Annotated in this window: 20 protein-coding genes; 16 read left to right on the top strand and 4 right to left on the bottom strand. The window is 71.6% G+C overall.

All coding sequences use genetic code 11. The annotated features are described in order from the left end of the window. Positions 1-34 precede the first annotated feature (34 nt). The gene (locus AC07B0_RS29500) at positions 35-1,264 is read right to left on the bottom strand and encodes a DUF349 domain-containing protein (protein ID WP_356880363.1); all 1,230 of its coding nucleotides are present in this window, start codon (positions 1,262-1,264) and stop codon (positions 35-37) included. Between the two features lie 190 nt (positions 1,265-1,454). Then, the gene (locus AC07B0_RS29495; RefSeq protein ID WP_356880361.1) at positions 1,455-2,237 is read right to left on the bottom strand and encodes a peptidylprolyl isomerase; all 783 of its coding nucleotides are present in this window, start codon (positions 2,235-2,237) and stop codon (positions 1,455-1,457) included. 152 nt (positions 2,238-2,389) lie between these two features. On the opposite strand from AC07B0_RS29495, the gene AC07B0_RS29490 reads away from it, so the two are divergent. The 5 genes from AC07B0_RS29490 to AC07B0_RS29470 all read left to right on the top strand — a co-directional run bounded on the left by AC07B0_RS29490 (position 2,390) and on the right by AC07B0_RS29470 (position 7,296). Beyond that, positions 2,390-3,100, top strand: coding sequence for an MBL fold metallo-hydrolase (locus tag AC07B0_RS29490; RefSeq protein WP_356880359.1), 711 nt, complete (start codon positions 2,390-2,392; stop codon positions 3,098-3,100). Between the two features lie 8 nt (positions 3,101-3,108). After that, positions 3,109-4,368 (top strand): histidine--tRNA ligase, encoded by a 1,260-nt coding sequence (gene hisS, locus AC07B0_RS29485; RefSeq protein WP_356880357.1) that lies wholly within the window; start codon positions 3,109-3,111, stop codon positions 4,366-4,368. A gap of 144 nt (positions 4,369-4,512) precedes the next feature. Then, positions 4,513-5,127, top strand: coding sequence for a vitamin K epoxide reductase family protein (locus AC07B0_RS29480; RefSeq protein ID WP_478899289.1), 615 nt, complete (start codon positions 4,513-4,515; stop codon positions 5,125-5,127). A gap of 44 nt (positions 5,128-5,171) precedes the next feature. After that, a complete protein-coding gene (locus tag AC07B0_RS29475) occupies positions 5,172-6,524 on the top strand; it encodes a replication-associated recombination protein A (protein ID WP_356880353.1) in 1,353 nt (450 codons plus the stop codon). 58 nt (positions 6,525-6,582) lie between these two features. Further along, the gene (locus AC07B0_RS29470; protein ID WP_478899287.1) at positions 6,583-7,296 is read left to right on the top strand and encodes an HNH endonuclease family protein; all 714 of its coding nucleotides are present in this window, start codon (positions 6,583-6,585) and stop codon (positions 7,294-7,296) included. Here AC07B0_RS29470 and AC07B0_RS29465 read toward each other — a convergent pair. After that, a complete protein-coding gene (locus tag AC07B0_RS29465) occupies positions 7,293-8,204 on the bottom strand; it encodes a DUF2470 domain-containing protein (protein ID WP_478899286.1) in 912 nt (303 codons plus the stop codon). The genes AC07B0_RS29470 and AC07B0_RS29465 overlap by 4 nt on opposite strands. 55 nt (positions 8,205-8,259) lie before the next feature. Between AC07B0_RS29465 and rpsD the strand changes: the two genes are divergently transcribed. Then, a complete protein-coding gene (gene rpsD, locus AC07B0_RS29460; RefSeq protein ID WP_030294564.1) occupies positions 8,260-8,871 on the top strand; it encodes a 30S ribosomal protein S4 in 612 nt (203 codons plus the stop codon). 20 nt (positions 8,872-8,891) lie between these two features. Here the strand turns inward: rpsD and AC07B0_RS29455 are convergent, their stop codons facing one another. Beyond that, positions 8,892-11,159, bottom strand: a complete 2,268-nt coding sequence (locus tag AC07B0_RS29455; protein ID WP_478899285.1) for an ATP-binding protein — start codon at positions 11,157-11,159, stop codon at positions 8,892-8,894. A 146-nt stretch (positions 11,160-11,305) separates the two neighbouring features. On the opposite strand from AC07B0_RS29455, the gene AC07B0_RS29450 reads away from it, so the two are divergent. The 10 genes from AC07B0_RS29450 to aroQ all read left to right on the top strand — a co-directional run bounded on the left by AC07B0_RS29450 (position 11,306) and on the right by aroQ (position 21,484). Then, positions 11,306-11,749 (top strand): DUF948 domain-containing protein, encoded by a 444-nt coding sequence (locus tag AC07B0_RS29450; RefSeq protein WP_356880345.1) that lies wholly within the window; start codon positions 11,306-11,308, stop codon positions 11,747-11,749. Positions 11,750-11,757: 8 nt separating this feature from the next. Next, positions 11,758-12,102 carry a DUF6167 family protein gene (locus AC07B0_RS29445; RefSeq protein WP_356880343.1) on the top strand — a complete coding sequence of 115 codons (345 nt, stop codon included), beginning with the start codon at positions 11,758-11,760 and terminating at the stop codon, positions 12,100-12,102. Continuing rightward, complete coding sequence (alaS, locus tag AC07B0_RS29440; protein ID WP_467294414.1) at positions 12,102-14,771, top strand: alanine--tRNA ligase; 2,670 nt, start codon at positions 12,102-12,104, stop codon at positions 14,769-14,771. Before AC07B0_RS29445 ends, alaS begins: the two co-directional genes overlap by 1 nt. 2 nt (positions 14,772-14,773) lie before the next feature. Further along, positions 14,774-15,244, top strand: coding sequence for a Holliday junction resolvase RuvX (gene ruvX, locus AC07B0_RS29435; protein WP_356880339.1), 471 nt, complete (start codon positions 14,774-14,776; stop codon positions 15,242-15,244). Between the two features lie 127 nt (positions 15,245-15,371). Beyond that, positions 15,372-17,219 carry an endolytic transglycosylase MltG gene (gene mltG / locus AC07B0_RS29430; RefSeq protein WP_469384200.1) on the top strand — a complete coding sequence of 616 codons (1,848 nt, stop codon included), beginning with the start codon at positions 15,372-15,374 and terminating at the stop codon, positions 17,217-17,219. 6 nt (positions 17,220-17,225) lie between these two features. Next, positions 17,226-18,047, top strand: coding sequence for a shikimate dehydrogenase (locus AC07B0_RS29425; protein WP_478899284.1), 822 nt, complete (start codon positions 17,226-17,228; stop codon positions 18,045-18,047). A gap of 212 nt (positions 18,048-18,259) precedes the next feature. Next, the gene (gene aroC / locus AC07B0_RS29420) at positions 18,260-19,444 is read left to right on the top strand and encodes a chorismate synthase (RefSeq protein ID WP_356880333.1); all 1,185 of its coding nucleotides are present in this window, start codon (positions 18,260-18,262) and stop codon (positions 19,442-19,444) included. After that, positions 19,441-19,959, top strand: coding sequence for a shikimate kinase (locus AC07B0_RS29415; protein WP_467294408.1), 519 nt, complete (start codon positions 19,441-19,443; stop codon positions 19,957-19,959). The genes aroC and AC07B0_RS29415 overlap by 4 nt, the downstream gene beginning before the upstream one ends. Beyond that, on the top strand, positions 19,956-21,047 hold the full coding sequence (gene aroB / locus AC07B0_RS29410; RefSeq protein ID WP_478899283.1) for a 3-dehydroquinate synthase: 1,092 nt from the start codon (positions 19,956-19,958) through the stop codon (positions 21,045-21,047). The genes AC07B0_RS29415 and aroB overlap by 4 nt, the downstream gene beginning before the upstream one ends. Continuing rightward, entirely contained in the window at positions 21,044-21,484 is a 441-nt protein-coding gene (gene aroQ, locus AC07B0_RS29405; RefSeq protein WP_478899282.1) for a type II 3-dehydroquinate dehydratase, read from the top strand. Before aroB ends, aroQ begins: the two co-directional genes overlap by 4 nt. Positions 21,485-21,503 lie beyond the last annotated feature (19 nt).

Raw genomic sequence — 21,503 nt, 5'->3', positions numbered from 1 at the left:
CCCGTCACTTCCGTCGGGAACGGCGTCCGGCGGTTCAGCCGCCGAACTCCTCCAGGCCCTTGAGCGCCTGGTCCAGGAGCGCCTGCCGGCCCTCCAGTTCCCGGGCGAGCTTGTCGGCCTTCGCGTTGTTGCCCGCCGCGCGCGCGGCGTCGACCTGCTCACGCAGCTTGTCGACCGCCGCCTGCAGCTGCCCGGTCAGACCGGCGGCACGCGCCCGCGCCTCCGGGTTGGTACGCCGCCACTCGCCCTCCTCGGCCTCCTGGATCGCGCGTTCCACCGCGTGCATCCGGCCCTCGACCTTGGGACGGGCGTCACGCGGAACGTGACCGATGGCCTCCCAGCGCTCGTTGAGGGAGCGGAACGCGGCTCGGGCCGCCTTCAGGTCCGTCACCGGGACGAGCTTCTCCGCCTCGACGGCCAGCTCCTCCTTCAGCTTGAGGTTCTCGGTCTGCTCCGCGTCCCGCTCGGCGAAGACCTCGCCGCGCGCCGCGAAGAAGACGTCCTGCGCACCGCGGAAGCGGTTCCACAGGTCGTCCTCGGCCTCGCGCTGCGCCCGCCCGGCCGCCTTCCAGCTGTCCATCAGCTCGCGGTAGCGGGCCGCCGTCGGACCCCAGTCCGTCGACTTCGACAGAGACTCGGCCTCCGCGACCAGCTTCTCCTTGGCCTTGCGGGCGTCCTCGCGCTGGGCGTCCAGCGCGGCGAAGTGCGCCTTGCGGCGCTTGGAGAACGCGGAACGGGCGTGCGAGAAGCGGTGCCACAGCTCGTCGTCCGACTTGCGGTCCAGCCGGGGCAGGCCCTTCCAGATGTCCACCAGCGCGCGCAGCCGCTCGCCGGCGGACCGCCACTGGTCGCTCTGCGCCAGCTGCTCGGCCTCGGTGACCAGCGCGTCCTTGGCCGCACGGGCCTCGTCCGCCTGCTTGGCCTTCTGGACCTTGCGCTCCTCGCGGCGCGAGTCGACGGTCGCCACCAGCTTGTCGAGCCGCACGCGCAGTGCCGCGAGGTCACCCACGGCATGGTGCTCGTCCACCTGGGTCCGCAGGTGCTCGATGGCCGTCTGGGCGTCCTTGGCGGACAGATCGGTGGTCCGCACCCGCCGTTCGAGGAGGCCGATCTCGACCACCAGGCCCTCGTACTTGCGCTCGAAGTAGGCCAGGGCCTCCTCGGGGGTGCCCGCCTGCCACGAGCCGACGACCTGCTCGCCCTCGGAAGTACGCACGTACACGGTGCCGGTCTCGTCGACTCGGCCCCACGGGTCGCTGCTCACAGCGCCTCCTCCACCTGATGCCCTCGAAGGGGTTCGCCCCCCGGGCATCGTCCACAGTTTCCTGGGGCGGGCAGCGCCCGCCCTGCACAACGCCAACATAGGCGACCGCCGGGCCGGCTGTCCGCATCCCGCACGACGGAATATCGACGTACGGGAGGCGGACCGGCCGGGCCCGGGGCCGCCGCCCCGGTCAGTTCTGGGTGACCGTGGCCTTCTCGATGGTCACGGGGGTCTTCGGGGCACCGTCCGGCGCTCCGTTGGCCGTGCCGGCCTTGGCGACCTCCTCCAGGACCTTCACGCCGGCCGGGTCGATCTTGCCGAAGGGCGTGTACTGCGGGGGCAGCGGGCTGTCCTTGTAGACCAGGAAGAACTGGCTGCCGCCGGTGCCGGGCTGGCCCGTGTTGGCCATCGCCACCGTGCCCGCCGGGTAGGTCACCGTGCCCTGCTCGTTCGGCTTGCCGAGCGCGTCCAGGTTCTCGTCCGGGATGTTGTAGCCCGGGCCGCCCGAACCGGTGCCCTCGGGGTCACCGCACTGGAGCACGAAGATCGAGCCGGTCACCAGGCGGTGGCACTTGGTGTTGTCGAAGAAGTTCTTGTCGGCCAGCGACTTGAACGAGTTCACGGTCTGCGGGGTCTTCGCCGCGTCCATCTCGAACTTGATCTCGCCCGCGCTGGTCTTCAGACCGAAGGTGTACTTCGCCTTGTCGTCGATCGCCATCGCCGGCGAGGGCGACTGCTTCGGCGTCGGGGCGGCGGAGGGGGAGGAGTCCGCCGACGGCTCGACCGTCTTCTCCTCGCTGTCGAAGACACCGCCCGCGATGAGGCCCACCAGAGTGGCCACCACCACGGCCGCGGCCGCGCCGATCACCGCCAGACGCTGCCTCGACTTGCGGCGGGCCTCCGCCCGGCGCTTCTGCTGGCGCTCGTACTTCTCCCTGGCGAGCTGTCGCCGACGCTGATCGCTCGTGACCACCGGGTCGTCTCCTTGTGCGTCTCTGGTACCGCTGTCCGGGCTGGGTTAGGCCGTACCGTATATGGGTTCGCTGTGTAATGAGCGGCGCCGGTAGGCTCTGAGCAGCAGATTCCGATCCGCTGCCTCCCGCCGGACGACGATTGAGGACGAACGTGCTGATTGCCGGGTTCCCCGCCGGGGCCTGGGGGACCAATTGCTACCTGGTCGCCCCCGCCGCAGGTGAGGAGTGCGTCATCATCGACCCGGGCCACCAGGCCGCCCAGGGTGTCGAGGAGACGCTGAAGAAGCATCGGCTCAAGCCCGTCGCGGTCGTCCTCACCCACGGCCACATCGACCACGTGGCGTCGGTGGTCCCGGTGTGCGGAGCGCACGACGTACCGGCCTGGATCCACCCCGAGGACCGCTACATGATGAGCGACCCGGAGAAGGCCCTCGGCCGTTCCATCGGGATGCCGCTCATGGGGGAGCTCACCGTGGGGGAGCCGGACGACGTCCGCGAGCTGACCGACGGCAGCAGCCTGAAGCTGGCCGGCATGGAGTTCTCCGTCGCGCACGCGCCCGGGCATACCAAGGGGTCGGTGACCTTCCGGATGCCCGAGCTGGCCGACGTTCCGCCGGTCTTCTTCTCGGGCGACCTGCTCTTCGCCGGCTCCATCGGACGTACCGACCTGCCCGGCGGCTCCCACGCCGAGATCCTCGAATCGCTGGCCCGCGTGTGCCTGCCGCTCGACGACTCGACCGTGGTGCTGTCCGGCCACGGTCCCCAGACCACCATCGGCCGCGAGCGGACGACCAACCCGTACCTGCGGGAAGTCGCCGCCGGCCTGGGGGACGGCACGGCCGCCCCACGACGAGGAATGTGACGAGTTTCGTGAGCACCTTCAAGGCCCCCAAGGGCACGTACGACCTGATCCCGCCCGTCTCCGTGAAGTACCTGGCGGTGCGCGAGGCCATCTCCGCCCCGCTGCGCGACGCCGGCTACGGCTACATCGAGACGCCCGGCTTCGAGGACGTCGGCCTCTTCGCCCGCGGCGTGGGCGAGTCCACCGACATCGTCTCCAAGGAGATGTACGCCTTCGAGACCAAGGGCGGCGACCAGCTGGCCCTGCGCCCGGAGGGCACCGCCTCGGTCCTGCGCGCGGCGCTGGAGGCCAGCCTGCACAAGCAGGGCAACCTCCCCGTCAAGCTCTGGTACTCCGGCTCCTACTACCGCTACGAGCGCCCGCAGAAGGGCCGTTACCGGCACTTCTCGCAGGTCGGCGCCGAAGCGATCGGCGCCGAGGACCCGGCCCTGGACGCCGAGCTGATCATCCTGGCCGACCAGGCGTACCGCTCGCTGGGCCTGCGGAACTTCCGGATCCTGCTGAACTCGCTCGGCGACAAGGAGTGCCGGCCGGTGTACCGGGAGGCGCTCCAGACCTTCCTCGGCGGACTGGACCTCGACGAGGAGACCGTCCGCCGGTCCGAGATCAACCCGCTGCGCGTCCTCGACGACAAGCGGCCCGACGTCCAGAAGCAGCTCGTCGGCGCCCCCGTGCTCCGCGACTACCTCTGCGACGCCTGCAAGGCGTACCACGAGGAGGTCCGGGCGCTGATCACGGCCGCCGGGGTCGTCTTCGAGGACGACGAGAAGCTGGTGCGCGGGCTCGACTACTACACCCGCACCACCTTCGAGTTCGTCCACGACGGCCTGGGCTCGCAGTCCGCGGTCGGCGGCGGCGGCCGCTACGACGGCCTGTCCGAGATGATCGGCGGACCGGCGCTGCCGTCGGTCGGCTGGGCGCTCGGCGTGGACCGTACGGTGCTGGCCCTGGAGGCCGAGGGCGTGGAGCTGGACGTCCCGGCGTCGACGTCGGTGTTCGCGGTGGCCCTGGGCGAGGCCAAGCCGACCGTGTTCGGGCTGGTCACGCAGCTGCGCAAGGCGGGCGTCGCGGCGGACATGTCCTACGGCGGCAAGGGACTCAAGGGCGCCATGAAGGACGCGAACCGCAGCGGTGCCCGGCTGACGGTCGTCGCGGGCGACCGCGACCTCGCCGAGGGCGTCGTCCAGCTCAAGGACATGGAATCGGGCGAGCAGGCCCCCGTGGCCCTCGCCGACCTGGTGGCCGAGGTCAAGGCCCGGCTGGCCTGACCGAGGGCGTCCGTCCGTGGGGCGGTACGGGGACCCGGTCCCCGTACCGCCCCACGTCCTTATCTCCATCGAACGGTGGACCGGTACCCCCGTACGGCACAATGGCCGGTGCTTGATGACCTTGCAGACGTGGAGCGGGCGGGTATGACGACAACAGGTGCAGACGCGGGAACCGCCCCGCGGACCATCGGCGGCAGCCGCGCCCTGGCGCTGCTGCTGGTGATCACGGGGGCCGCAGGGCTGCTGGCGGCCTGGGTGATCACGATCGACAAGTTCAAGCTGCTGGAGGACCCGAACTTCACCCCGGGCTGCAGCCTGAACCCGATCGTCTCCTGCGGCAACATCATGAAGAGCGACCAGGCGGCCGTCTTCGGCTTCCCGAACCCCATGCTGGGACTGGTCGCCTACGGCATCGTGATCTGCGTCGGCATGAGCCTGATCGCCGGCGCCCGGTTCCGCCCCTGGTACTGGCTGACGCTGAACGCGGGCACCCTGTTCGGCGTCGTCTTCTGCGCCTGGCTCACCTACCAGTCGCTGTACAACATCAACTCCCTGTGCCTGTGGTGCTGCCTGGCCTGGGTCGCGACGATCTTCATGTTCTGGCACGTGACCGCGCACAACGTGCGCGAGGGCCTGCTGCCCGCCCCCGGCTGGCTGCGCGGCTTCCTCGACGAGTTCACCTGGGTCCCGCCCGTGCTCCACGTCGGGATCATCGGCATGCTCGTCCTGACCCGCTGGTGGGACTTCTGGACCTCCTGAGCCGCCCGGCCGGGAGTGTCGGTGGCCTCGCATAGGCTTCGAGTGTGGAACCAGACCTCTTCACCGCCGCCGCCGAGGACCGCCAGGAGAAGGACCCCTCGGCCTCGCCGCTCGCCGTCCGGATGCGCCCGCGCACCCTGGACGAGGTGGTCGGCCAGCAGCACCTGCTGAAGCCCGGCTCACCGCTGCGCCGGCTGGTGGGGGAGGGCGCCGGCGGACCGGCCGGGGCCTCGTCGGTGATCCTCTGGGGCCCGCCCGGCATCGGGAAGACCACCCTCGCCTACGTGGTCAGCCAGGCCACGCAGAAGCGCTTCGTGGAACTCTCCGCGATCACGGCGGGCGTCAAGGAGGTCCGGGCCGTCATCGAGGGCGCCAAGCGCGCGGCCGGCGGCTACGGCAAGGACACCGTCCTCTTCCTCGACGAGATCCACCGCTTCAGCAAGGCGCAGCAGGACTCGCTGCTGCCCGCCGTGGAGAACCGCTGGGTCACGCTGATCGCGGCGACCACGGAGAACCCCTACTTCTCGATCATCTCGCCGCTGCTCTCGCGCTCCCTGCTGCTCACCCTCGAACCCCTGACGGACGGCGACCTGACCGCGCTCATGCGCCGCGCGCTGACGGAGGAGCGGGGCCTGGGCGGGGCCGTGACCCTGCCCGCGGACGCGGAAGCGCACCTGCTGCGCATCGCCGGCGGAGACGCCCGCCGGGCGCTCACCGCCCTGGAGGCGGCGGCCGGCTCGGCCATCGCCAAGGGCGAGGGCGAGATCACCCTCCAGACGGTCGAGGAGGCGGTCGACCGCGCTGCCGTCCGGTACGACAAGGACGGCGACCAGCACTACGACGTGGCGAGCGCGCTCATCAAGTCGATCCGCGGCTCGGACGTGGACGCGGCGCTGCACTACCTGGCCCGGATGATCGAGGCGGGGGAGGACCCGCGGTTCATCGCCCGACGCCTGATGATCTCCGCGAGCGAGGACATCGGCCTGGCGGACCCGGCCGCCCTGCCGCTCGCGGTGGCGGCGGCGCAGGCCGTGGCGATGATCGGCTTCCCGGAGGCGGCGCTGACCCTGTCGCACGCGACGATCGCGCTGGCGCTCGCCCCCAAGTCGAACACCGCCACCACCGCGATCGGCGCCGCGCTGGCCGACGTACGGGCCGGCCTGGCGGGCACGGTGCCGCCGCACCTGCGCGACGGGCACTACAAGGGGGCGGCGAAACTGGGCCACGCCCAGGGGTACGTGTACCCGCACGACGTGCCGGGCGCCATCGCGGCGCAGCAGTACGCCCCGGACGAGATCCACGGCAAGCGGTACTACGAGCCGACCCGCTACGGCGCGGAGGCCCGGTACGCGGACGTGGTGGACAAGGTGCGCGAGCGGCTGCGCGGCGGGTCCTGACCCCCGGCCACCGCGAGCCGTCCGGCTCCGTACCGGGGCCGGGCATACCCTCCCGGTCATGGGACGCCGTGCTCCGCTCCTCGCCGTGACGGTGACGCTGCTCCTCGGCGGCTGCCACCACGGCCAGCCGGAGCAGGGGCGGGCGAGCGCCGCCGCCCTGGCCGCCCGGGTGCCGTCGGCGAGCCCCGGGTTCCCGCCCACCGCGGCCGGGGCGAGGGAGCGGCTGGCCGGGCTGAAGGTCGAGTGGGGCAAGAACTGGCAGACGTACAAGCGGGAGAACTTCGGCAGGTACTGGTCCGACGCGACCGACGCCGTCGGCGGACGCAACGGCTGCGACACCCGGGACGACGTCCTGCGGCGCGACCTGAAGGAGCTGCGCGAGGGCGACCGCAATCCGTGCGTGGTGGTGTCCGGGGTGCTCGACGATCCGTACACCGGGCAGCGGCTCCCCTATTCCTACCGCCGGGCCTCGCAGATCCAGACCGACCACGTCGTGGCGCTCGGCGCCGCCTGGCGGGGCGGCGCGTACGCCTGGACGCCCCAGCGCAGGCTGGAGTACGCCAACGACCTCGACGTACTGCTCGCCGTGGACAAGCAGACCAACTACGACAAGGGCAGCAGGACCGCGGACAAGTGGAAGCCGCCGCGGCGGGCCTTCTGGTGCGAGTACGGGCGCCGGTACACCGGCATCAAGGCCAAGTACGGGCTCTCCGTCACCCCGCCGGAGAAGACGGCGCTGGCGGAACTGCTCGCCACCTGCCCCCCTTCCTAGTGCGAGGCGGCCGAGAAGAGGGTGTGCATGGCGCGGCGCAGTCCGCAGATGTCCGTGACCGGCTCCGGGAAGTCGAAGCGGGCGTCGAAGGAGGAGTCCGCGGCGGCGCCGGCGAAGCGCACGCGCAGGCCGAGCCGGTCCAGGGCCAGCGGGACGGCCGTCATGCCCTCCGCCCGCCGCGGGCCCAGCAGTCCGCACAGGTCCGCGATGCGGTCCGCGTGGGCCGTGTGGAGGTGCTGGAGCAGTTCCGTCTCGTGCGCCGTCATCGGGTCCGGCTCGGCGCCGGAGAGCTCGTCGGGGTCCACGTGCTCGGCGCCCCAGAGGTCGTCCACCGAGATCTCGCCGACCTCCAGGCGGAGCATCATCCAGGCAGGGCGGCCGGAGTACGGGGGGTCGAGGGACTCGGACATGCCCAGCAGCTCGCCCACCGGACGGCGCTCGGCGAGCAGCGCGGCGCAGACCGCGCGGTCGTCCCCGCGCACCGGCGTCAGCCACCCGGCCAGCCACGCGCGGCCTCGGATACGATGGGGCACGGACACCGGCGCCACGTCCGTGATCTCGATCACGGCGGTGAGGTCGTCGTCCTGGGCGTGAGCGGCTGCCCTGGCAGCCGCGGATTCCCCGGAAACAAGGAGAATCACGTCCCCGTCCGGGGTGACGGTCCGTGCGACCGGCATCCCCGTCCCGAACTCGTCGGGCTCGTGCGTGTCACGAGCACCCGGCAGGGTGAGGGATACTGAGGCGTTGGACTCTACGAGGGTTCGTACGCGTTCGGCTCCGGTGAGCTGCCGAACGCCTTCCCTGGGACGCGGCTGACCTTGCCTATCGTCGTCGAAAGCGGATTCCGTTTCGTTGGAACCCGAACTTCGGTGCGCACTGGGCAGGGGGATCCCATGTGGTCGAGACATTACGTCCTCCTCGCTAAGGTAAGCCTCACCTAACTTACATGGAGGTAGGTTCCACGTGAACCAGAAGCGACCCAAGGTCAAGAAGTCGCGTGCCCTCGGCATTGCGCTGACCCCGAAGGCCGTCAAGTACTTCGAGGCCCGCCCCTACCCGCCGGGCGAGCACGGCCGTGGCCGCAAGCAGAACTCGGACTACAAGGTTCGTCTGCTGGAGAAGCAGCGTCTGCGCGCTCAGTACGACATCTCTGAGCGTCAGATGGCCCGCGCGTACGACCGCGCCAAGAAGGCCGAAGGCAAGACGGGCGAGGCGCTGGTCGTCGAGCTCGAGCGTCGCCTCGACGCCCTGGTCCTGCGTTCGGGCATCGCCCGCACCATCTACCAGGCCCGCCAGATGGTCGTTCACGGCCACATCGAGGTCAACGGTGGCAAGGTCGACAAGCCGTCGTTCCGTGTCCGCCCGGACGACGTCATCACCGTGCGCGAGCGCAGCCGCGAGAAGGTTCCGTTCCAGGTTGCCCGCGAGGGTGGCTACGCAGGCGAGGGCGAGACCCCGCGCTACCTGCAGGTCAACCTGAAGGCCCTGGCCTTCCGCCTGGACCGCGACCCGAACCGCAAGGAAATCCCGGTCATCTGCGACGAGCAGCTCGTCGTCGAGTACTACGCCCGCTGATCCGTCGGCAGGCGTAGCCCTCACAGGCTGGTGTCAACCCGTCGCCCCCTCCGGGGGGCGGCGGGTTTTCCCGTTCTCGGCCCCGGACCGCCCTCCCGGCCGGGCACCCACCGCGCCCGCAGCACCAGGGCGTCCATGCTCAGCTGCCGCCCCTCGGCGGCGTGCGCCGCGTACCGCTCGGGGCCCAGCACCTCGCCCGCCCGCTCCTGGCACATCAGCCGGGGCGCGTTGAAGTACCCCGAGCCGAACAGCCGCAGGCCCACCCCGTCCCACATCGGCTCCGCCGCGCCCTGGAGCACCGCCGCCTCCGCCGGCCGGCCTTCCGCGACCGTGACCAGCGCCAGCAGCTCCACCGCCAGGACCAGCCCCACCAGGTCCCGGAACGCGTGGTTCACCGTCACGCACTCGGTCAGCAGCAGCCGGGCCCCGGCCGTGTCCCCCGCGTCCAGCGCCGCGTACGCCAGCACGTAGAGGGCGTACGCCTTCGTCCAGAGCTCCCCGCGCTCCTCGCAGATCTCCCGGACCTCCTCGCACAGCGACGCGGCGCCCGCGAGCTCGCCCCGGAAGGCCATCGCCATCGCCAGCTCCACCTGGCACATCAGCACGTTGCTGTTCAGCTCCCCGGTCTCCCGGTACAGCTCCAGCGCCGAGCCCAGCAGCTCCCCGGCCCGCGCCATGTCGTCCGAGACCAGGGCGAGGCAGCCCATCCGGTGCACCGCGTACGCCGCCGCCACCCGGTTCCCGGTCCGCTCCGCACCGTCCCGGCACTCGTGGAGGGCGCTCATCGACGCCACCGCGTCGCCCTGGAGCGCGGCCACGTAGCCGAGCACCCACAACGCCTTCAGCCGGGAGCTCTCGTACTCCGCCTGCCCCTCGCCCGGGACCGTCTCCAGGGTGCGGTCGAGCCAGTGCCGCCCCTCGGTGAGCCGGCCGCAGCCCGCCCAGTAGAACCAGAGGGTGCCCGCCAGGTACTGGCCGAGGTGCAGCTCCTCCGGCTCGTCCAGGCAGGTCTCCAGGGCGAGGCGCAGGTTCGCCAGCTCCACCTCCACCAGGGCGGCCACCTCCTGCTGGCGCGGGCTGAACCAGTCCAGCTCGCACCAGGTCGCCAGGCCCATGTACCAGTCCCGGTGGCGGCGCCGCAGCCGCGCGGCGTCACCCTGGGACTCCAGCCAGCCCGCCCCGTACAGCCGTACGGTCTCCAGCATCCGGTAGCGCACCCCGGCCGGGGTCTCCTCCCGGACCAGCAGGGACTGTGCGAGGAGCTCGCCCACCAGGTCGAGCACCCCGTCCACCGGCAGGTCCGGGCCCGCGCACACGTACTCGGCGGCGTCGAGGTCGAACTGCCCGGCGAAGACCGACAGCCGGGCCCACAGCAGCCGCTCCCCGGGGGTGCACAGCTCGTGGCTCCACCCGATCGCCGTCCGCAGGGCCCGGTGCCGGGGCAGCACCCCGCGCGGGCCGCCGGTGAGCAGGGCGAAGCGGTCCTCCAGCCGGGCCAGCACCTGGGCGGGCGACAGCGCCCGCAGCCGGCCGGCCGCCAGTTCCAGGGCCAGCGGGATCCCGTCGAGCCGCGCGCACAGCTCGGCCAGCACCGGCCGGTTCGCCTCCGTCACCGCGAAGGCCGGGTCGGCGGCGGCCGCCCGCCCGGCCAGCAGCTCCAGGGCCTCGGCGGGCGCCAGGGGGGCGAGGGGGAAGGCCTGCTCCCCGTCCAGGCCGAGCGTGCGGCGGCCCGCCGCGAGCACGCGCAGGCCGGGGGAGCGGCGCAGCAGTTCCGCCAGCAGCTCGGCCGTCTCCTCGACCAGCTGCTCGAAGCCGTCCAGGACCAGCAGCAGCCGCCGCCCCGCCAGGTGCTCCGCCAGGACCGTCCGGGGCGGCCGGGTGGTGTGGTCGGTGAGCCCGAGCGCCTCCGCCAGCGTGAACTCCAGCAGCGCCGGATCGCGTACGGAGGACAGTTCGGCCAGCCACACGCCGTCGCAGTAGCGTTCCTGCGCCTCGACCCCCTGACCGGGCACCGGCCCGGTCGCGGGCCCGCCGGTCCCGTCCGCGGCGCCGTGCCCGGTGCCGTGCCCAGTGCCGGCGAAGGCCCCGGCCGATCCGGTGTCCGCCGCCCGCGCCGCGGCCAGGGCCAGCCGGGACTTGCCCACCCCGCCGACCCCGGTGACCGTCACCAGCCGGGAGGACTCCAGGAGCCGCCCCAGCCGGGCCAGTTCGCCACCCCGCCCGACGAACCCGCTGAGCTCCGAGGGAAGATTGCCCGGGGTCCTGTTCCGCAGGGGTCTGTGTCGCATGGGACACGGAGGGTACTGGTCCGGAAGCGCTGCGTACAAGGCGATCACGCGGGCCCCGGAATTCCGGTACTGCGCCGGATCTCCGGCGCGATAGGGTCGGAGGAGACTTTTCTCCGTAGGTTTCCAGATTCAGGGAGCGGTGCAACGTGTCCGGTGGAGAGGTGGCCGGGATCCTCGTGGCCGTCTTCTGGGCCATCCTGGTCTCCTTCCTCGCCGTGGTGCTGGTGAGGCTCGCCCAGGTGCTGAAGGCGACGACGAAGCTGGTGGCCGACGTGACCGAGCAGGCGGTCCCGCTGCTCGCGGACGCCTCCACCACCGTCCGCTCCGCGCGCACGCAGCTCGACCGGGTCGACGCCATCGCCAGCGACGTCCAGGAGGTCACCTCCAACGCCTCCGCCCTGTCCTCCACCGTGGCCTCCACCTTCGGGGGACCGCTGGTGAAGGTCGCCGCCTTCGGCTATGGCGTCCGCCGGGCCCTGGGCCGGACGGACACCGCGGAGACCGGCCGCGACCCGAAGAAGACGTCCCGGCGTACCGTGATCGTCGGCCGTACGGTGCCGGCGCCCCGCCGCCGGAAGCAGAAGGGCTGAGACCGCCGATGTTCCGCCGAGCCTTCTGGTTCACCGCCGGCGCCGCCGCCGGCGTGTGGGCCACCACCAAGGTCAACCGCCAGCTCAAGAAGCTGACGCCGGAGAGCCTCGCCGCCCAGGCCGCCGACAAGGCGGTGGAGGCCGGTCACCGCCTCAAGGACTTCGCCCTCGACGTCAAGGCGGGAATGACGCAGCGCGAGGACGAGCTGAACGACGCACTGGGGCTGACCCAGGATCCCGACCGGCCCGACAACGTCACCGCCCTCCCCGGGCCGCGGCGGCTGCGGGCGATCGCGCACGACAAGAACACCCACCGACCGAAGTTTTCGTACAACCGGAATGAGGACCACTGATGGAGTCGGCTGAAATCCGCCGCCGCTGGCTGAGCTTCTTCGAGGAGCGCGGTCACGCCGTTGTCCCTTCGGCGTCGCTCATCGCGGACGACCCGACTCTGCTGCTGGTGCCCGCGGGCATGGTGCCGTTCAAGCCGTACTTCCTGGGCGAGGTCAAGCCGCCCGCGCCCACGCTCACCAGCGTGCAGAAGTGCGTCCGCACCCCGGACATCGAAGAGGTCGGCAAGACCACCCGCCACGGCACGTTCTTCCAGATGTGCGGCAACTTCTCCTTCGGTGACTACTTCAAGGAAGGCGCCATCAAGTACGCCTGGGAGCTGCTCACCAGCTCCGTGGCGGACGGCGGCTTCGGCCTGGAGCCCGAGAAGCTCTGGATCACCGTCTACCTCGACGACGACGAGGCCGAGCAGATCTGGCGCGAGAAGATCGGCGTTCCCGCCGAGCGCATCCAACGCCTGGGCAAGAAGGACAACTTCTGGTCCATGGGCGTCCCCGGCCCCTGCGGCCCCTGCTCGGAGATCAACTACGACCGCGGTCCCGAGTTCGGCGTCGAGGGCGGCCCGGCCGTCAACGACGAGCGCTACGTGGAGATCTGGAACCTGGTCTTCATGCAGTACGAGCGCGGCGCCGGCGACGGGAAGGAAGACTTCCCGATCCTCGGCGACCTGCCGTCGAAGAACATCGACACGGGCCTCGGTCTCGAACGCCTCGCCATGATCCTCCAGGGCGTACAGAACATGTACGAGACCGACACCCTGCGCGTGGTCATGGACAAGGCCACCGGCCTGACCGGCGTCCGGTACGGCGCCGCACAGGGCACCGACGTGTCGCTGCGCGTGGTCGCCGACCACATCCGCACCTCCGTCATGCTCATCGGCGACGGCGTCACCCCCGGCAACGAGGGCCGCGGCTACGTGCTGCGCCGCATCATGCGCCGCGCCATCCGCAACATGCGCCTCATGGGCGCCACCGGCCCCGTAGTCCAGGACCTCATCGGCGTCGTGATCGACACGATGGGCCTCCAGTACCCGGAGCTGATCACCGACCGCAAGCGCATCGAGACCGTCGCGCTCGCCGAAGAGGCCGCCTTCCTCAAGGCCGTCAAGGGCGGCACGAACATCCTCGACACCGCCGTCACCGAGACCAAGGCCGCCGGCGGCACGGTCCTCTCCGGCGACAAGGCGTTCCTGCTCCACGACACCTGGGGCTTCCCGATCGACCTCACCCTGGAGATGGCCGCCGAGCAGGGCCTCTCCGTGGACGAGCCCGGCTTCCGCCGCCTCATGCAGGAGCAGCGCGACCGCGCCAAGGCCGACGCCAAGGCCAAGAAGACCGGCCACGCGGACATGTCCGCCTACCGGGAGATCGCCGACGGCGCCGGCGCCACCGAGTTCACCGGCTACGCCACCACCCAGGGCGAGTCCACCATCGTCGGCCTGCTCGTCAACGGCGTCTCCTCGCCCGCGGCCTCCGAGGGCGACGAGGTCGAGGTCGTCCTCGACCGCACCCCCTTCTACGCCGAGGGCGGCGGCCAGCTCGCCGACCAGGGCCGCATCAAGCTCGACACCGGCGCCGTGATCCAGGTCCGCGACGTCCAGCAGCCGGTCCCCGGCGTCTCCGTGCACAAGGGCTCCGTCCAGGTCGGCGAGGTGACGGTGGGCGCCTCCGCGTACGCCGCCATCGACGTGACCCGCCGCCGGGCCATCGCCCGCGCGCACTCGGCCACCCACCTGACGCACCAGGCGCTGCGCGACGCCCTCGGCCCCACGGCCGCCCAGGCCGGCTCCGAGAACTCGCCCGGCCGCTTCCGCTTCGACTTCGGCTCGCCGAACGCCGTCCCCGGGACCGTCCTCACCGACGTCGAGCAGAAGATCAACGACGTGCTCTCGCGCGAGCTCGACGTCACCGCCGAGATCATGAGCATCGACGAGGCGAAGAAGCAGGGCGCCATCGCCGAGTTCGGCGAGAAGTACGGCGAGCGCGTGCGCGTCGTCACCATCGGCGACTTCTCCAAGGAGCTGTGCGGCGGCACGCACGTCGGCAACACCGCCCAGCTGGGCCTGGTGAAGCTGCTCGGCGAGTCCTCCATCGGCTCGGGCGTGCGCCGCGTCGAGGCCCTGGTGGGCGTGGACGCGTACAACTTCCTCGCCAAGGAGCACACGGTCGTCGCCCAGCTCCAGGAGCTGGTCAAGGGCCGTCCGGAGGAGCTTCCGGAGAAGATCGCCACCATGCTCGGCAAGCTGAAGGACGCCGAGAAGGAGATCGAGAAGTTCCGCGCGGAGAAGGTCCTCCAGGCCGCCGCCGGTCTCGCCCAGAACGCCCAGGACATCCACGGCGTCGCCCTCGTCGTCGGCCAGGTGCCGGACGGCACCGGCGCCGACGACCTGCGCAAGCTGGTCCTCGACGTCCGCGGCCGCATCCAGGGCGACCGCCCGGCCGTCGTGGCCCTGTTCACCGTGGCGAACGACCGCCCGCTGACCGTCATCGCCACCAACGAGGCCGCCCGCGAGCGCGGTCTCAAGGCCGGTGACCTGGTCCGCACGGCCGCCAAGACACTCGGTGGCGGCGGTGGCGGCAAGCCGGACGTGGCCCAGGGCGGCGGCCAGAACCCGGCCGCCATCCCGGAGGCCATCAGCGCCGTCGAGCGCCTCGTCGTCGAGACGGCCTGACGATGACCCTGCGCCGCGGCCGCCGACTGGCCATCGACGTGGGCGACGCCCGGATCGGGGTCGCCTCCTGCGACCCCGACGGGGTGCTGGCCACACCGGTGGAAACCGTCCCGGGCCGGGACGTTCCCTCCGCCCACCGGCGGCTGCGGCAGCTCGTGGCGGAGTACGAGCCCCTCGAAGTCGTGGTCGGCCTCCCCCGCTCGCTCAGCGGGCGGGAGGGGCCGGCCGCGGCCAAGGTGCGTGCCTTCGCGAACGAGCTGGCCAAGGGCATCAAACCGGTGACGGTCCGGCTGGTGGACGAGCGGATGACCACGGTCACCGCCGCCCAGGGGCTCCGGGCCTCCGGCAGGAACGCGAAGAAGGGCCGCTCCGTCATCGACCAGGCGGCCGCCGTGGTGATCCTCCAGAACGCCCTGGAGACCGAACGGGTATCAGGTAATCCGCCCGGTGAGTGCGTCGAAGTGGTTGTCTGATCGCGATACGGTAACGTTCCGCGAAATGAGACGGCATTCGAACAGCCGTCGCCACCACTAAAGAGGCGGAACCGGGTGTCGCGGCGAGGAGAAGCCGTGGCCTTCGTCTCGCGGCTCTAGGGGACCGATGACTGAGTATGGCCGGGGCGGCGGCTCCGAACCGTGGCACCCCGAGGATCCCCTCTACGGGGACCAGGGGTGGACCGCGCACCAGACCCAGCAGGGACAGGTGCCGTACGGCGGTGCCCAGCAGCAGTATCCGCAGGAGCCGCAGTACCCGGGGCCCCAGCAGTCGCAGTACCAGGACCCCCAGCACCAGGAACTCCAGTACCCGGGGTCCCAGCAGGCGCAGTACCAGGAGCAGCAGGTACCGCAGTACCAGGGGGGTCCGCAGCAGTACGCGGACCCGCAGTACCCGGACGCGCAGTACCAGCAGCAGTACGCCGCCCCGTACCCGCAGTACGCCGACCAGCAGCAGGGGTACGCCCCGCAGCAGGCGCAGCAGCTCCATGAGCAGCAGCAGCCCCAGCAGCCGCAGCACCCCCAGCCGCAGCCGCAGACGCAGTACGACGCGCAGGGCTGGGACACCGGCCAGGGCCAGTACGCGGCCGCGGTGCAGGCCGACCCCTACCTGGGCGCCGACCCGTACGCCCAGCAGGCCGTCGCGGGCTATCCCGGCGAGGCCCCCGACCTGTACACGACCGACGACGCCTACCCGCCGCCGGCGCCCCCGGGCCGGCGCCACCTGGAACCGGAACCCGTGGAGGAACCCGAGGAAGAGCTCGGGGACTCGCTGCTCGCCACGGGCGGCGGGGGCGACGACGGCGAAGAGCGCGGCCGCAGGGGCGGGCGCTCGAAGGGCGGCAAGGGCGGCAAGGGCAAGAAGGAGCGCAGCGGCGCGGCCTGCCTGATCGCGGCCCTCGTCATCGTGGGCGTGGTCGGCGGTGGCGGCTACTACGGCTACAGCTACATCAAGGCCAGGTTCGCCACGGCCGAGGACTACGCGGGCGAGGGCAGCGGAGAGACCGTCGACGTCGAGATCCCGCCGAACTCCTCCCTGGCGAGGATGGGCAACATCCTCAAGGAGAAGGGCATCGTCGCGAGCGTGGACGCGTTCACCGCCGCGGCGAACGCCAACCCCAAGGGCAAATCGATCCAGCCGGGCGTCTACCCGCTCAAGAAGAAGATGTCGGCCGCGGCCGCCGTCACCTTCATGACCGACCCCACGAAGCTCAACGTGATCACGATCCCCGAGGGCAAGAAGAACGTCGACGTCTACAAGCTGATCGACACCCGGCTCGGCAAGTCGGAGGGCACGACCGCGGAGATCGCCAAGCGCGAGGCCAAGAACCTCGGCCTGCCGGCCTGGGCGGGCAACAACCCGAAGCTCATCGACCCGCTCGAAGGCTTCCTGCTCCCCGCGCGCTACGACGTGAGCCAGGACAGCACGCCCGAGTCCCTGCTCAAGCAGATGGTCAAGAACGCGACGGACAAGTACAGCGAGCTGGGAGTCGAGGGCAAGGCCAAGGACCTCGGCCTGGAGAACCCGCTCCAGGTGATCACGGTCGCCAGCCTCGTCAACGCAGAGGGCAAGCACCACGAGGACTTCCGCAAGATGTCCGAGGTCGTCTACAACCGCCTGAAGAAGACCAACGACGTCACGAACCAGAAGCTCGAGTTCGACTCGACCTACAACTACATCAAGGGCACGAGCGAGCTGAACTTCAACATCAAGGAAGCCCGGTCGCTCGACAACCCCTACAACACGCACTTCGTCAAGGGGCTGCCGCCCGGTCCGATCGGGAACCCCGGCGTGGAGGCCCTGACCGCTACGCTCGACCCCGACCACGGCGGCTGGATGTTCTTCGTGTCGGTCGACAGCAAGACCACGACCTTCACCAAGACGTACGAGGAGCACCAGAAGCTCGTGGACGAGTTCCTGGAGCGGCAGAAGCAGCAGAAGAACGGCGGTTAGCAAGGCATGTCACGGATACGGGCCGCGGTGCTGGGTTCGCCCATCGAGCACTCCCTCTCACCGGTGCTGCACCGCGCCGCCTACCGGGAGCTCGGCCTCGACGGCTGGTCCTACGACCGGTTCGAGATCGACGAGGCCGCCCTCCCGGCGTTCGTGGGCGGCCTCGGCCCGCAGTGGCGGGGGCTGTCGCTGACCATGCCGCTCAAGCGGGCGGTCATCCCGCTCCTCGACGGCGTCAGCGACACCGCCGCCTCGGTCGAGGCGGTCAACACGGTCGTCCTCACCGAGGACGGCCGTCGCCTCGGCGACAACACGGACATCCCCGGCATCGTCGCGGCCCTGCACGAGCGGGGCGTCGAGAAGGTGCCCTCCGCGGCCGTCCTCGGGGCGGGGGCCACCGCCTCCTCGGCGCTGGCCGCCCTCGCGCGGATCTGCACCGGCGAGGTCACCGCGTACGTCCGCTCCCGCGCCCGCGCCGACGAGATGCACCGGTGGGGCGAACGGCTCGGCGTGGCCGTCCGGACGGCGGACTGGTCGCAGGCGGCCGAGGCGCTCGGCGCCCCGCTGGTCATCGCGACCACCCCGGCCGGCACGACGGACTCCCTCGCGGGGGCCGTCCCCGAAGCCGCCGGGACGCTCTTCGACGTGCTCTACGACCCCTGGCCGACCGCCCTGGCGGCGGCCTGGTCCGCACGCGGCGGGCAGGTCGTCGGCGGCCTGGACCTCCTGGTCCACCAGGCGGTGCTCCAGGTCGGGCAGATGACCGGCCGTCCCGGACCGCTCGCGGCCATGAGGGCCGCGGGGGAACGGGCCCTCGCCGAACGCTAGTGCCGTGCCGGGCGTCGCGACCCGGTGGACCTTTCCGGTCACGGCACCAGGAGCGGAGGCGCCGCCGCCGGTTCAGCTGGTGGACGAGCCGTCCGATAGTTGGACCGGGGCCCTGGACATCCCTCCGGACGTGGGAGGATCGGGTACGGCGGGTCAGGGCCGCGCACCCGATCGCGCCGTCGCAGTGCCAGGCGCGAGCATGAGGAGCATCGTTGAGCAGGTTGCGTTGGCTGACCGCAGGAGAGTCGCACGGACCGGCACTGGTCGCGACGCTGGAGGGTCTTCCCGCCGGCGTCCCGGTCACCACCGAGCTGGTGGCCGATCACCTGGCCCGGCGCCGACTCGGCTATGGCCGCGGTGCGCGGATGAAGTTCGAGCAGGACGAGATCACCTTCCTCGGCGGCGTCCGCCACGGGCTCTCGCAGGGTTCGCCGATCGCCGTCATGATCGGTAACACCGAGTGGCCGAAGTGGGAGACCGTCATGTCGGCCGACCCGGTCGACCCCTCGCTGCTCAAGGACACCGGCCGCAACGCGCCGCTGACCCGCCCGCGCCCCGGCCACGCCGACCTCGCGGGCATGCAGAAGTACGGCTTCGACGAGGCCCGGCCGATCCTGGAGCGCGCCAGCGCCCGCGAGACCGCCGCCCGCGTCGCCCTCGGCGCCGTCGCCCGGTCCTTCATCAAGGAGGTCGCGGGCATCGAGATCGTCTCCCACGTGGTGGAACTGGCCGCGGCCAAGGCCCCCTACGGAGTCCTCCCGACCCCCGCCGACGTCGACAGGCTCGACGCCGACCCGGTGCGCTGCCTCGACGCCGACGCGAGCAAGGCGATGGTCGCCGAGATCGACCAGGCCCACAAGGACGGCGACACCCTCGGCGGCGTCGTCGAGGTCCTCGCCTACGGGGTCCCCGTCGGCCTCGGCTCGCACGTCCACTGGGACCGCCGTCTCGACGCGCGCCTCGCGGCCGCCCTCATGGGCATCCAGGCCATCAAGGGCGTCGAGGTCGGCGACGGCTTCGAACTGGCCCGCGTACCCGGCTCGAAGGCCCACGACGAGATCGTCTCCACCCCCGAGGGCCTCAAGCGGACCACCGGCCGCTCCGGCGGCACCGAAGGCGGCCTGACCACCGGCGAGCTGCTGCGCGTACGGGCCGCGATGAAGCCCATCGCCACCGTGCCGCGCGCGCTGGCGACCGTCGACGTGGCGACCGGCGAGGCGACGGTGGCCCACCACCAGCGCTCCGACGTCTGTGCCGTCCCGGCCGCGGGCATCGTCGCCGAGGCCATGGTCGCCCTCGTGCTCGCCGACGCCGTCGTCGAGAAGTTCGGCGGCGACTCCGTCCCCGAGACCCGCCGCAACGTGCGCTCGTACCTCGACAACCTGCAGATCCGGTGACGGGCGGACCACTGGTCGTCCTCGTCGGACCCATGGGGTCCGGCAAGTCCACAGTGGGGGGCCTGCTCGCCGAGCGGCTCGGCGTCCCCTACCGCGACACGGACGCCGACATCGTCGCGGCCCAGGGCCGCGCGATCTCGGACCTGTTCGTCGACGAGGGCGAGCCCTACTTCCGCGAGCTGGAACGGCGGGCCGTCGCGGCCGCCGTCGCCGAGCACACCGGAGTCCTCGCCCTCGGCGGCGGCGCCGTCCTCGACGAGGGCACGCGCGGCCTGCTCACCGGGCTGCCCGTCGTCTACCTGTCGATGGACGTCGAGGAGGCCGTGCGCCGCGTGGGCCTCGGCGCCGCGCGCCCGCTGCTCGCCGTCAACCCGCGCCGCCAGTGGCGCGAGCTGATGGAGGCCCGCCGCCACCTGTACACCGAAGTCGCGCGCGTCGTCGTGGCCACCGACGACCGCACCCCCGAAGAGGTCGCCCAGGCGGTCCTCGACGCTCTGGAGTTGAAGGACGTATGACAGACCAGGTGACGCGGATCAACGTCGGCGCGAGCGCCGGGCACGACGCGTACGACGTGCTGGTCGGCCGGCAGCTGCTCGGCGAGCTGGGCAGCCTGATCGGTACGAAGGCCCAGCGGGTCGCCGTGATCCACCCCGAGGCGCTCGTCTCGACCGGCGAGGCACTGCGGGACGACCTGGCGGCCCAGGGCTACGAGGCCGTCGCCATCCAGGTGCCGAACGCGGAGGAGGCCAAGACCGTCGAGGTCGCCGCCTACTGCTGGAAGGCCCTCGGCCAGTCCGGCTTCACCCGCACCGACGTGATCGTCGGCGTGGGCGGCGGGGCCACCACCGACCTCGCGGGCTTCGTCGCGGCCTCCTGGCTGCGCGGGGTCCGCTGGATCGCCGTCCCGACCACCGTCCTCGCGATGGTGGACGCGGCCGTCGGCGGCAAGACCGGCATCAACACCGCCGAGGGCAAGAACCTCGTCGGTGCCTTCCACCCGCCGGCCGGAGTGCTCTGCGACCTGGCGGCGCTGGACTCGCTGCCGGTCAACGACTACGTCAGCGGCCTCGCCGAGATCATCAAGGCCGGATTCATCTCCGACCCGGCGATCCTCGACCTGATCGAGGAGGACCCGCAGGCGGCCCGTACGCCCGCGGGCCCGCACACGGCCGAGCTGATCGTCCGCTCCATCCAGGTCAAGGCCGACGTGGTCTCCAGCGACCTCAAGGAAGCCGGGCTGCGGGAGATCCTCAACTACGGCCACACCCTCGCGCACGCCATCGAGAAGAACGAGCGCTACAAGTGGCGGCACGGCGCGGCCGTCTCCGTCGGCATGGTCTTCGCCGCCGAGCTGGGCCGGCTCGCCGGACGCCTCGACGACGCGACCGCCGACCGGCACAAGGCGGTCCTCGCCTCCGTCGGCCTGCCGCTGACCTACCGCGGCGACCAGTGGCCCAAGCTGCTGGAGACGATGAAGCTCGACAAGAAGTCCCGCGGCGACCTGCTGCGCTTCATCGTCCTCGACGGGCTCGCCAAGCCCACCGTCCTGGAAGGCCCCGACCCGGCGGTGCTGTTCGCCGCCTTCGGCGAGGTCGCGGCGTGAGCCGGCGGGTACTCGTCCTGAACGGCCCGAACCTGGGCCGGCTCGGCTCCCGCGAGCCCGACGTGTACGGGGCCACCTCGTACTCCGGGCTCGTGGAGAGCTGCCGCACCCTGGGCGCGGAGCTCGGCTTCGACGTCGAGGTCCGCGAGACCAACGACGAGGGCGAGCTCGTGCGCTGGCTGCACGAGGCGGCGGACGGCAAGATCCCCGTCGTGATCAACCCGGGTGCCTTCACGCACTACTCGTACGCCATGCGGGACGCGGCGGCGCAGCGGACCGCTCCGCTGATCGAGGTGCACATCTCCAACCCGTACGCCCGGGAGGAGTTCCGTCACACCTCGGTCATCGCGGCCGTGGCGACCGGTACCGTGGCGGGCTTCGGGCTGGGCTCCTACCGGCTGGCGCTGCGTGCGCTGGCCGAAGAGGTCACGGCCTGAGATAACGTTCTCGCATCAT

The organism is Streptomyces sp. NPDC044704, assembly GCF_056433525.1.
The sequence above is the reverse complement of the archived record's forward strand: the minus strand, read 5'-3'. Positions and strand labels throughout refer to the sequence as shown.

Coding starts and splice junctions, on each gene's coding strand:
- ruvX (WP_356880339.1), top strand. CDS start 14,774: ATGACCCTGCGCCGCGGCCGCCGACTGGCCATCGACGTGGGCGACGCC.
- AC07B0_RS29425 (WP_478899284.1), top strand. CDS start 17,226: ATGTCACGGATACGGGCCGCGGTGCTGGGTTCGCCCATCGAGCACTCC.
- AC07B0_RS29470 (WP_478899287.1), top strand. CDS start 6,583: ATGGGACGCCGTGCTCCGCTCCTCGCCGTGACGGTGACGCTGCTCCTC.
- alaS (WP_467294414.1), top strand. CDS start 12,102: ATGGAGTCGGCTGAAATCCGCCGCCGCTGGCTGAGCTTCTTCGAGGAG.
- AC07B0_RS29480 (WP_478899289.1), top strand. CDS start 4,513: ATGACGACAACAGGTGCAGACGCGGGAACCGCCCCGCGGACCATCGGC.
- AC07B0_RS29465 (WP_478899286.1), bottom strand. CDS start 8,204: ATGTCTCGACCACATGGGATCCCCCTGCCCAGTGCGCACCGAAGTTCG.
- mltG (WP_469384200.1), top strand. CDS start 15,372: ATGACTGAGTATGGCCGGGGCGGCGGCTCCGAACCGTGGCACCCCGAG.
- AC07B0_RS29445 (WP_356880343.1), top strand. CDS start 11,758: ATGTTCCGCCGAGCCTTCTGGTTCACCGCCGGCGCCGCCGCCGGCGTG.
- AC07B0_RS29455 (WP_478899285.1), bottom strand. CDS start 11,159: ATGCGACACAGACCCCTGCGGAACAGGACCCCGGGCAATCTTCCCTCG.
- aroB (WP_478899283.1), top strand. CDS start 19,956: ATGACAGACCAGGTGACGCGGATCAACGTCGGCGCGAGCGCCGGGCAC.